We start from the raw sequence: 9,621 nt of genomic DNA on the forward strand, positions 1-9,621 counted from the left end.
TTCTATCTTTGGCCACCGATTTTGCCCTCAAACCAATTTCCTCTTGGCGCGCTGCCTGCGCGCTTTCGCCGCGAGCGCGTACTGGTCGTCGGCTGTGGCGATGTCGGCCTGCGCGCTGCCGCCTGCTTGCCGCGCTCGGTACGGGTGCTGGCGTTGACCTCCAGCCCCGAACGCGTGCCGGCTTTGCGAGCCCAGGGCATCACTGCGCTGTGCGGTAATCTGGACGCGCGTGCGTCGCTGTACCGGCTGGCCGGGCTGGCGACCCGGGTGCTGCATTTGGCGCCGCCGCCCGGCGAGGGCCGCGACGATCCGCGCACCCGCAATCTGCTGCGCGTGCTGCAGCTGCGCGGCGCACCCCGTGCGCTGGTGTACGGCTCGACCAGTGGCGTGTATGGCGACTGCCAGGGCGAGCTGGTGCGGGAGACCCGTGCCTTGGCCGCGACCACGCCCCGGGCCCAGCGCCGGGTCGATGCCGAAGCCGCAGTACGCCTGCTGGGCCGCCGTGCCAGCCGGGTGCGCAGCAGCATTCTGCGCATTCCGGGCATCTATGCGCCCGACCGCGAGGGGGGCACACCCGAGACGCGCTTGCGCAAAGGTACGCCGGTGCTGGACGCGGCCGACGATGTGTACACCAACCATATCCACGCCAACGACCTGGCCCGTGCCTGTGTCCAGGCTCTGTGGCGTGGCCGCCCGCAGCGCATCTATAACGTGAATGACGACACGGACATGCGCATGGGCGACTACTTCGACCTGGCCGCCGATCTGTACGGCCTGCCGCGTCCGCCCCGCGTGCCGCGCAGCGCAGCGCAGGGGCAGTTGTCGCTGATGTTGCTGAGCTTCATGTCTGAGTCGCGCCGGCTGGACAACACGCGCATGAAGACCGAGCTGCGGCTGCGGCTGCACTACCCCACGGTAGCAGCTGGTCTGCTATCGAATAAATAGCTGCTTGCGCAGGTAATGTCTGCGTTAGAGGCTGATTTTTCTTAAGTTTTCTGGCGGCGGCCGCGTGTGGTCGCAGGCTGCTTTTGCAAGCTGGGAATCAGGGTGGCCAGCAGCGGGTTGTTGCGCGTGGTGCTCCACGCCATCGCGGTGGTGACCACGTTCAGCTTTTCTTTCAGCGGGACTACCACCACATTCGCAGGTGCCAGTTTTTTCAACGAGGTTGGTACCAGCGCAATGCCCTGGCCGCAGCCTACGAAGGCGATCTGCGACGCGGCGGAGCGCACCTCGTGCAGCACGCGCGGCGAGAAGCCGCAGGCTTGGCAGGACGCCACCAGGCCGTCGAAAGATACCGGGCTGATCTGGCGCGCAAACATCACGAATTCCTCGTGTGCCAGCGATGCCAGCGCCACCTTCGACTGCAGCGCCAGCGGGTGTGACCGGGGCAAGGCGACCGCCAGACGATCCTGCGCCAGCGGGGTGGAGGCGATGCCGTCCCCCAGCGCGCCCTCCAGCCGCGCGAATGCCAGGTCGATATCGCCGCTTTTCAGCAGGGGAATGGCCTCAAAGCTGTCGATCTCCCGTACCGATACCGTCAGCAGGGGGTGTTCGGCCTTCAGCCGCTCCAGCAGAGGCGGCAGCACGTCCAGCAGCGCGGAGCTGATGGCGCCAATGGTCAGCAGCCCGGTTTGCCCGGCGATCGCTTCCTGCACGGCCAGCTCCAGCCGCTGCAGCTGCTCCGCAAACTTGCGTACCGCCGGTAGGATGGCCGCCCCCACGGGCGTAAGCTGCGCCCCCTTGCGGGAACGTTCGAACAGCTGCAGCTTCAGTGCTTGCTCCAGCACCTGAATTTGCTCGGTGAGCGGCGGCTGCGACATGCCCAGCCGTTTGGCGGCGCGACTGAAGTTCTCCTCTTCGGCTACTGCCAGGAATAGCCACAGATGGCGGATAAGCCGGAAGTTGATCATGTGGTATCCATAGGTTTATCGTATTGATGGGTTCCTGGATTCGGAATTTACAGATAGTGGCTGAAAAGCGAAAGTAGCAGCTTGACCACAGCAGCCGATTCCATGACCCAAGCCCATCGCCCCCCAATCATCAGCATTGCCTTATTGGGCCTGGTGCAGATACTGGTATGGGGCGGCTCTTTTTTTCTGATGGCGGTGCTGGTCAGTCCGGTGATTGCCGAGACCGGCTGGGCACGCCAATGGGTCTATGGCGCGCTGTCGCTGGGTATCCTGGTGTCCGGTCTGCTGGCGCCCTGCAGCGGGCGGCTGATCCTGCGCTACGGCGGCCGCGTCCTGTTGTGCAGCAGCGGCATCATCACCGCAGCGGGCCTGCTGGTGCTGGCTATGGCGGGCAGTCTGCCGGTGTTTTTGCTGGGCTGGGCCATTCTGGGCGTGGGCATGGCGGCCGGGCTGTACGACGCCTTGTTTGCCACGCTGGGTCATGTGTATGGGCCGAACGCCCGTTCCGCGATCACCGGGGTCACGCTCATCTCGGGTTTTGCCACGACGGTGGTGTGGCCGGCGGTGGCCATGCTGATTGCCTACTGCGGTTGGCGCCAGGCCTGCTGCGTCTACGCCGTGTTGCTGTTGCTACTGGTGTGGCCTATGTACGCGAAGGCTTTGCCTGCGCCCGGACTGGCCAGCGCGGGTTCTGGCGTGCAGGCAAGCGGTAGCCGGCAGGTGGACGCCAGGCTGTATGCCTTGCTGGCCGCGATCTTTACCCTGGCCGCCGTCGTCATGACGGCCATGTCGGTGCACCTGATCGCCTTGCTGGAGGGGCGTGGCTATTCGCTGGCGGGGGCTGTCAGCGTGGGCGCGCTGCTGGGCCCCAGCCAGGTGGGATCGCGCGTGGTGGACATGCTGGCGCGTAAAAGGCACCCTGTGTGGACTACGTGTATCTCGGTGTCACTGGTGCTGGCAGGGCTGTTGCTGATCGCGCTGCTGCCCGGCGCAGCGGCGGTGGGCGTCATGTTGTACGGTGCGGGCAATGGCTTGCGTGCGGTTGTGCGTGGCACGCTGCCGCTGTCCCTGGTGGCTGCCGCCGACTACCCGGTGCTGATGGGGCGCATGGCCAGGCCGGCACTGTTGGGGCAGGCGGCCACGCCGCTGGTGGGCGGCTATCTGATCGATGCTTGGGGAGCGGGGGCCACATGGCTGCTGCTGTGCGGGCTGGCGGTACTGAACCTGCTGTTGGTTCTGCTGCTGGCCAGGCGCTTGCCGCGGTGGACAGCGCTTCCGGCCTGAGCGCATGCCATGGGTTTTGCTATTGAATAAATAGCTGTTGGCGCAGGCACTATCTGCGCCAGAGGCCTATTTTCTGTAAATATTGCTCAGTACTTCAGCGCGGTGGATTTGCCCCAGAACACCCGGTAGGCAAATACCGTGTAGCCAATGATCACCGGCAGCACCACGGCCACGCCGTAGAAGATCACCATCAGTGCTTCGGGAGCACTGGCTGCGTCCCAGATGGTGATCTTGTCGATCACTAGCCAGGGGAAGATGCTGTAGCCCAGGCCGTAAAACGCCAGCAGGAAGATGCCCACCGTGGCGCCGAAGGGCACGCCTATGCCGTATTCGTTGCCTTGCTCCAGCCGTACCGGTAATCGGCCCAGGCTGCGCCAGATGGCGCCGAACAGCACCAGCGTGCCTATCGGTATCGGCAGCAGCAAGATGAGGTTCGGGAAGCTGAACCATTTCACAAAGATGCTATGGCTGACCATGGGCGTGGCGACAGAGATGGCCAGCACGCCCAGCCCGGTCAGCCACAGGCTGCGGCGCGCCCAGGCTACCGCCATTAGCTGCAGTGCGCCCTCGGTCTTGATGATCAGCCAGCCCGCGCCCAGCAGCGCATAGGCTGCCAGCAGGCACAGGCCGATCAGGCTGCTGAACAAGATGCCCGCCAGGTCGTGCCGGAAGCCGGTGATCATTGAACCCAGCATGAAGCCCTGGGCCCAGCCTGCCAGCAGCGAGCCGATGTGAAAGGCCATGTTCCACAGCTGCTTGTGGTCGTCTTTGGCCTTGACCCGGAAGTCGAAGGCCACGCCGCGCAGCATCAGCCCCATCAGCATCAAGGCCACGGGCAGATAGAGCGCGCCCAGGATCACGCCATGCGCCATCGGGAACCCAACCAGCAGCACACCCACGCCCAGCACCAGCCAGGTTTCGTTGGCATCCCAGAACGGACCTATGCTGGCAATCATCGCGTCTTGCTGTGCGTTGTCGGGCTTGCGCATCAGAATGCCCACGCCCAGGTCGTAGCCGTCCAGAATCACGTAGGCCAGCATGGCCAATGCCATCACCAGTGCGAAGACGATGGGCAACCAGACTTGCGGTTGGCCCAGGTTGTTGATCAGATCAGGCATGCTGGGTCTCCCGGCGGCGGTCTATGGTGGGGAAGATGGGTTTGGCCAATGCACTGGCTTTGCGGGCCATATAGAACACCACGGACACATAGGCGGTGATCAACACCGCGTACAGCAGCAGGTACATCAGCAGCGTGGCCGCAATCGCTGTGGGCGGTACGCTGGACGCGGCTTCGGCGGTTGTCATCACGCCGTACACCAGCCAGGGCTGGCGACCGATTTCCGTCACATACCAGCCTGCAATCAGGCCCACCCAGCCGATGAAAGTCATGGCTACCAGCAGACGCGCGAGCCAGGGCCGTGGCGCACCTTGGCGGCGCAACTGCCACACGCCAACCCAGCTGGCCGCCAGCATCAGCAGCCCCACGCCAACCATGATGCGGAAGGCGAAGAACACCGGCGCCACGGGCGGGTGCTTGTCGCCAAAAGCGTCTATGCCCTGGACCTCGCCGTCCCAGCTGTGCGTGAGATATAGCGATGCCAACTGGGGAATGGCCACTTCAAACCTGTTGCTTTGCGTGGCCGAGTCGGGCAGGCCGAACAGCACGGCAGAGGCGCCGCGTTCGGTCTTCCAGATGCCTTCCATGGCGGCGATCTTGGCCGGCTGGTGCTCCAGCGTGTTCATTCCGTGCATGTCGCCGACCACGATCTGCACAGGGATCAGTAGGGCGGCTACGGTCAGTCCGGTGCGCAGGCTGGCCATCACTTCGAGCCCGCGGTCATTCTTCAGCCAGCGGAAGGCGCTGATGCCGGCAAGCAGAAAGGCCACCGTCAGACCCGAGGCCAGCAGCATATGGGCCAGCCGGTAGGGAAAGGAGGGGTTGAAGATCACTTCCAGCCAGCTGGTCACATGGGCCTGGCCGTTGACCATTACAAAGCCGGCCGGCGTGTGCATCCACGAGTTCAGCGCCAGTATCCACAAGGCCGACAGCGTGGTGCCGGCCGCCACCAGGAACGTGGCGACAGTGTGCAGGCGCTCGCTCACCCGATGCCGGCCAAACAGCATGATGCCCAGCATGGTGGCCTCCAGGAAAAAGGCGGTCAGTACTTCGTAGGCCAGCAGTGGCCCGGCGATATTGCCGACCTTCATCATGAAGCCTGGCCAGTTGGTGCCGAATTGGAAGCTCATGGTGATGCCGCTGACCACGCCGAGCGCAAAGGTCAGCGCGAATATCTTCACCCAGAACTGGTAGGCATCCATCCAGTGTTCGGCCCGCGTGGCGGTGTAGCGGGTCTTGAAATAAAACAACACCCAGCCCGTGGCGATGCTGATGGTGGGGAACAGAATGTGGAACGTCATATTGGCCGCAAACTGGATGCGGGCCAGTGCGACCGGGTCCATTGCGTCCATCACGCATCTCCCTTGTTTGCAGCGGCCTTGCTGGGCTTGAGGGCCTGCTTCACCCGGTCTTTCGCCTGCAGCAGCTTTTTCATCTGCGTACCCATCTTCATCATGCTGGCCAGCGAGGCCGAATCCATGCTTTGCACCTCATCCAGCCAGGAGGTGCCCAGCTCGATCAGGTCGTGCATTTCTTTCATGCGCGACTGGGCGTGGATGTCTTCGGCCAGGGCCGGGCGCTCCATCAGCGCGTCGCGCAGCATGGACAAGGTGGGATCGATCTCGCGCTTGCGCCGCTCGGCGGCCAGGGTACGGAAGATGGCCCATACGTCTTCGGGCGTTTCGAAGTATTCGCGCCGGTCGTTCGGCAAATGGTGCAGCCGCACCAGGTTCCAGGACGAGAGTTCTTTCAGCCCCATGCTGACGTTGGAGCGCGAGAAGCCCAGGCCTTCGGCGATTTCATCGGCGTTCAGTGGTTTGGCAGAGACAAACAGCAGGGCGTAGATTTGTCCCGCAGTACGGTTGATGCCCCAGCGGCTGCCCATTTCGCCAAAGTGCAAAACAAAACGCTGGGTGAGAGGGGCGAGGTTCATGTTTTAAATTCCTGAATTTTCAGTATTTTCTGAAAATTCAGGAATTCAGACAAACTGTAGCCACAAAGACCTTCAGCAGCCAGGGCCCACTCGTTGGGGGTAAGTCGCGTGCTGGCTGCCCGCTTGACTGTGTTGTTGTGCGCGCAACACAGGTGTAAAAAGAATGGGGACCGTCGATTTCAGGCCCTACACTGGTTGCGCAAGACGCTATCGATACCGCAGCAACTGAACCTTACAAGGAGCATTGAATGCCGAGACGCCAGCCAAGCAAGACCACCCCGCGCCGTGTCCCGAGGCTGTGCCTGGAACAGCGCCTGTTCCAGCGCCAATTGCAGTGCAGCCCCCAGCAGGCCGTCCAGCACTTCAAACTCACAGCCCCCAGTAGCGCCACCGTGCATTGAGCTGCCGCGTTGGCGTGGATTCCTGCCACGCAGACGTGAAAAAGCCCGCATTAGCGGGCTTGATTCAAGTTGTGCGAGGCTATCCGGCGCGCAGCATCTGGTATACGAAGATGGCTGTGCCGCTGATAAACGTGATGGCCACGGCGCCCAAGGTGACGATGGCCAGCACCAGCTTCAGTTTTTTCCAGTTATTGGATTTGTGTGGGGCGAGGGTCAAAGTAGATGAAGGGCCGCGTCGAGCACCTTGTAAACCGCCATACCCAGGGCGCCCAGGATCAGCAGTGTGTGAACAAATGCAGCACCATTCATTGGTTCAGCTGGAACCTCTTTGGCTGCAGTGGATTGGGGATGGTTTGGTGTGTTCATGCCTCAAATTTAAATCGCATCCCGCGTCATGTGAATGACAGTTGAATTTCCAAAATGCAATTTGCGGAACTATTCGACAGTTTTGCGCTATGTGCTATGCATGTTACTGCCATACACCCTGGCTTCCGTCAGGGCAGGAAAGTTTCGCCTGGCAAAGCGAGACGGTCCATTGCAATATTTGCCGTTCGGATGGGGCGACCTGAATGCACTCTCTGGCTAGTAGCCGCATCAAATATTGATTTATGTGCGTTTGTCACGCGACGAGCTGCAGGCCCCGCTCTACATTGGTGGCGTTGATTTCTTCAACCCACAAATGGAGCAATTTGTATGGTTCAACAAGATGTAGACGAGCACTACGAGGGTTTGAGCTTTCTGGGCCTGGCAATCGGAAGCGTAACCAGTGTGGCTTTGGTTGGCACCTTCATGGCCATGTTCGCGTACCAACTCGCGCGAGGCATTGGCCGCGTTTTCTTTGGCTGAATACTAATGGGGCCAGGTTTCTATAGGTTGATGGAGCAGGTGGGCATCAAGCCCTTCCAGGACATGGACATTACTCATGTGTATGCCGCCGTCACCGACCTGCATTTGCGGTTGCTGCTGGAACGCATGCCCCTGGTGGCCGTTACGGTGCACCGGCCGACTGTGGTGGATGGCATTCCCATGAACTGGGTTGAACTGACGGCACCCAAACACCCGGATTCAATCGAGCAGTCCTTTGGCTGAGTCCACTGCGCCTTCCTACGGCAGGATACGGCGGCCAGCAGCCGACATCAAAGTGGGTCTGCATTAGCCGGGTTGTCGATTCACGCTTTCCGCTTGCGGACCGCCATGAGGCCAGCGAGTCCGAGCCCAAACAATGCCACGGTGCCCGGCTCCGGGACAGTGGAAACTTGCGACGGATCAGCCACAGTGAAATTATCAAAACCGAATCCGTCACCAGCTCCGTTCAGATTGTGGAACGTAACGGTTTTGAAATACTCGTCTGCAGAACTCGCGATTACCCCGAAATAAAGAACCGATCCGTCATTTGCTTCGGTTGGATTGTTCGGTACCACGATCGTCTGAATGAGTTGATTTAGATCATTGTAAAAATCAAGAAGCAGTGATCCACCAACATCCCCGATATCAACCCCAAAAAAACCAAAGGCCGCAACCTCGTCACCAAACGTCACGGAAAAATCCCGATTGCGCGAACTTGCGTCTACGTTATAAAACTTCGACGACCCAGCCGGGACGCTGTAGCGCCCAGTGTTATCCGTACTGCCAGGCTTTACCGCTACCACCGACGAGTTTCCCCCGCTAAGCTGAGCCACTCTGGAACCGAAATTCAGAGTCGGATTCTTAGTTCCAGCCGCAATTCCTTCAAATGTTTCAAATTGAGGGTTGATCAAGTCGGACAAAAACTGTGCCTGTGCCGCAGAGGATTTCGGTATGGAGGTCAACGGTACCGTCGAGCTGCCATTTAAATCTTTTCCAAAATAGGTCACATATCCTGCATGAGCGCTGCTAAGCGACAACAGCGCGGCAGCGGTAACAGACGCACAAGCTAAAAAAGACCTCACTGAAATTCCTTATTTGTAAGCCGAATGTAACGCCGCAGATTTTCACCTGGTACAGCGGGCGGAATATCGAGGACGCCCGTAGATTTATGAAATATTCGCTACTAATGCACATTTCGTCTGCGATAGGTGGTTCCCATCCCCCCGCCGGTGAAGGTGGGGTGTATGCCCGCTTCCTAGCAAAACGTAAGATTGCATTGGGCCGAGGCTGTGTGAAAACGCTTCACGCTTAGCCGCTTCAAAAATAAAATAAGGCAACCCGTTTCCAGCGAGGTAGCCCATGAAGCGATTCATCGAAGGCCAAGACCGCCAGCAAGTCACCTTGCTACCCGAGTGCCTCGACGATTATGTTGCTGAAGACAATCCGGTGCGGATCGTCGATGCTTTCGTTGAAGCACTGGACTTGGCCTCCCTCGGGTTTGCGGGCACCGAACCTGCTCTCACGGGACGCCCCTCTTACCATCCGTCAGTCCTGCTCAAGCTGTACATCTACGGCTACCTGAACCGCATCCAGTCCAGCCGGCGCCTGGAGCGCGAAGCCCAGCGCAATGTGGAACTGATGTGGCTCACCGGCCGGTTGGCGCCCGACTTCAAAACCATCGCTGACTTCCGCCATGACAACGGCACCGGTATCCGTAACGTCTGCCAACGCTTCATCGCTCTGTGCCGACAGTTGAAGCTGTTCACCCATGCTATCGTTGCCATCGACGGCAGCAAGTTCAAGGCCGTGAACAGCCGGGACCGCAACTTCACCGTGGGCAAGGTTGCTAAGCGCCAGGAACAGATCGAACACAGCATCCAGCGCTACCTTGATGCCTTGGAAACGGCCGACCGCACCCAGCCCGCCGAAGTCGAGGCCAAGACGGAACGGTTACAGGAGAAGATCAGGAAGTTGCGTACCCAGATGCAGCAACTCGATGAAGTAAAGCGACAGCTGAAGGATGTGCCTGACGGACAAATCTCCCTCACCGACCCCGACGCCCGCTCCATGGCCACCCACGCTCAAGGCTCAGGCCTGGTGGGCTACAACATACAGACGGCAGTGGATGCA

Annotated in this window: 13 protein-coding genes; 6 read left to right on the top strand and 7 right to left on the bottom strand. The window is 60.5% G+C overall.

The features are described 5' to 3' along the window. The first annotated feature begins 21 nt into the window (after window positions 1-21). Entirely contained in the window at window positions 22-945 is a 924-nt protein-coding gene (locus tag AC07R0_RS25275; RefSeq protein WP_495106960.1) for an SDR family oxidoreductase, read from the top strand. Between the two features lie 41 nt (window positions 946-986). Here AC07R0_RS25275 and AC07R0_RS25280 read toward each other — a convergent pair whose 3' ends face one another. Continuing rightward, on the bottom strand, window positions 987-1,910 hold the full coding sequence (locus AC07R0_RS25280; protein ID WP_495106961.1) for a LysR family transcriptional regulator: 924 nt from the start codon (window positions 1,908-1,910) through the stop codon (window positions 987-989). Window positions 1,911-2,012: 102 nt separating this feature from the next. Between AC07R0_RS25280 and AC07R0_RS25285 the strand changes: the two genes are divergently transcribed. Then, window positions 2,013-3,194, top strand: coding sequence for an MFS transporter (locus AC07R0_RS25285; protein WP_495106962.1), 1,182 nt, complete (start codon window positions 2,013-2,015; stop codon window positions 3,192-3,194). A gap of 86 nt (window positions 3,195-3,280) precedes the next feature. Here AC07R0_RS25285 and AC07R0_RS25290 read toward each other — a convergent pair whose 3' ends face one another. The 3 genes from AC07R0_RS25290 to AC07R0_RS25300 are packed head-to-tail and all read right to left on the bottom strand — an operon-like array spanning window position 3,281 to window position 6,244. After that, entirely contained in the window at window positions 3,281-4,312 is a 1,032-nt protein-coding gene (locus AC07R0_RS25290) for a cytochrome d ubiquinol oxidase subunit II (protein ID WP_495106963.1), read from the bottom strand. Next, on the bottom strand, window positions 4,305-5,663 hold the full coding sequence (locus AC07R0_RS25295) for a cytochrome ubiquinol oxidase subunit I (protein WP_495106964.1): 1,359 nt from the start codon (window positions 5,661-5,663) through the stop codon (window positions 4,305-4,307). Before AC07R0_RS25295 ends, AC07R0_RS25290 begins: the two co-directional genes overlap by 8 nt. After that, on the bottom strand, window positions 5,663-6,244 hold the full coding sequence (locus AC07R0_RS25300; RefSeq protein WP_495106965.1) for a GbsR/MarR family transcriptional regulator: 582 nt from the start codon (window positions 6,242-6,244) through the stop codon (window positions 5,663-5,665). The genes AC07R0_RS25295 and AC07R0_RS25300 overlap by 1 nt, the downstream gene beginning before the upstream one ends. Window positions 6,245-6,492: 248 nt before the next feature. Here AC07R0_RS25300 and AC07R0_RS25305 point away from each other — a divergent pair, with 248 nt between their 5' ends. Further along, a complete protein-coding gene (locus AC07R0_RS25305; protein ID WP_495106966.1) occupies window positions 6,493-6,645 on the top strand; it encodes a hypothetical protein in 153 nt (50 codons plus the stop codon). Between the two features lie 79 nt (window positions 6,646-6,724). On the opposite strand, the gene AC07R0_RS25310 is transcribed toward AC07R0_RS25305, so the two are convergent. Together AC07R0_RS25310 and AC07R0_RS25315 are read right to left on the bottom strand one after the other, a co-directional pair. Beyond that, window positions 6,725-6,862: a hypothetical protein gene (locus AC07R0_RS25310; RefSeq protein WP_495106967.1), complete on the bottom strand. Its 138-nt coding sequence runs from the start codon at window positions 6,860-6,862 to the stop codon at window positions 6,725-6,727. Further along, window positions 6,859-7,011, bottom strand: coding sequence for a hypothetical protein (locus AC07R0_RS25315; protein WP_495098869.1), 153 nt, complete (start codon window positions 7,009-7,011; stop codon window positions 6,859-6,861). The genes AC07R0_RS25310 and AC07R0_RS25315 overlap by 4 nt, the downstream gene beginning before the upstream one ends. Before the next feature lie 327 nt (window positions 7,012-7,338). Between AC07R0_RS25315 and AC07R0_RS25320 the strand changes: the two genes are divergently transcribed. Further along, window positions 7,339-7,491, top strand: coding sequence for a hypothetical protein (locus AC07R0_RS25320; RefSeq protein WP_495106968.1), 153 nt, complete (start codon window positions 7,339-7,341; stop codon window positions 7,489-7,491). Window positions 7,492-7,497: 6 nt separating this feature from the next. After that, window positions 7,498-7,734: a hypothetical protein gene (locus AC07R0_RS25325; RefSeq protein ID WP_495106969.1), complete on the top strand. Its 237-nt coding sequence runs from the start codon at window positions 7,498-7,500 to the stop codon at window positions 7,732-7,734. Between the two features lie 80 nt (window positions 7,735-7,814). Here the strand turns inward: AC07R0_RS25325 and AC07R0_RS25330 are convergent, their stop codons facing one another. After that, complete coding sequence (locus tag AC07R0_RS25330) at window positions 7,815-8,573, bottom strand: PEP-CTERM sorting domain-containing protein (RefSeq protein ID WP_495106970.1); 759 nt, start codon at window positions 8,571-8,573, stop codon at window positions 7,815-7,817. A gap of 277 nt (window positions 8,574-8,850) precedes the next feature. Here AC07R0_RS25330 and AC07R0_RS25335 point away from each other — a divergent pair. After that, on the top strand, window positions 8,851-9,621 hold a 771-nt coding region (locus AC07R0_RS25335), incomplete at its 3' end, for a transposase (protein ID WP_495106971.1).

It is taken from the genome of Rhodoferax sp. GW821-FHT07F03, assembly GCF_059418745.1.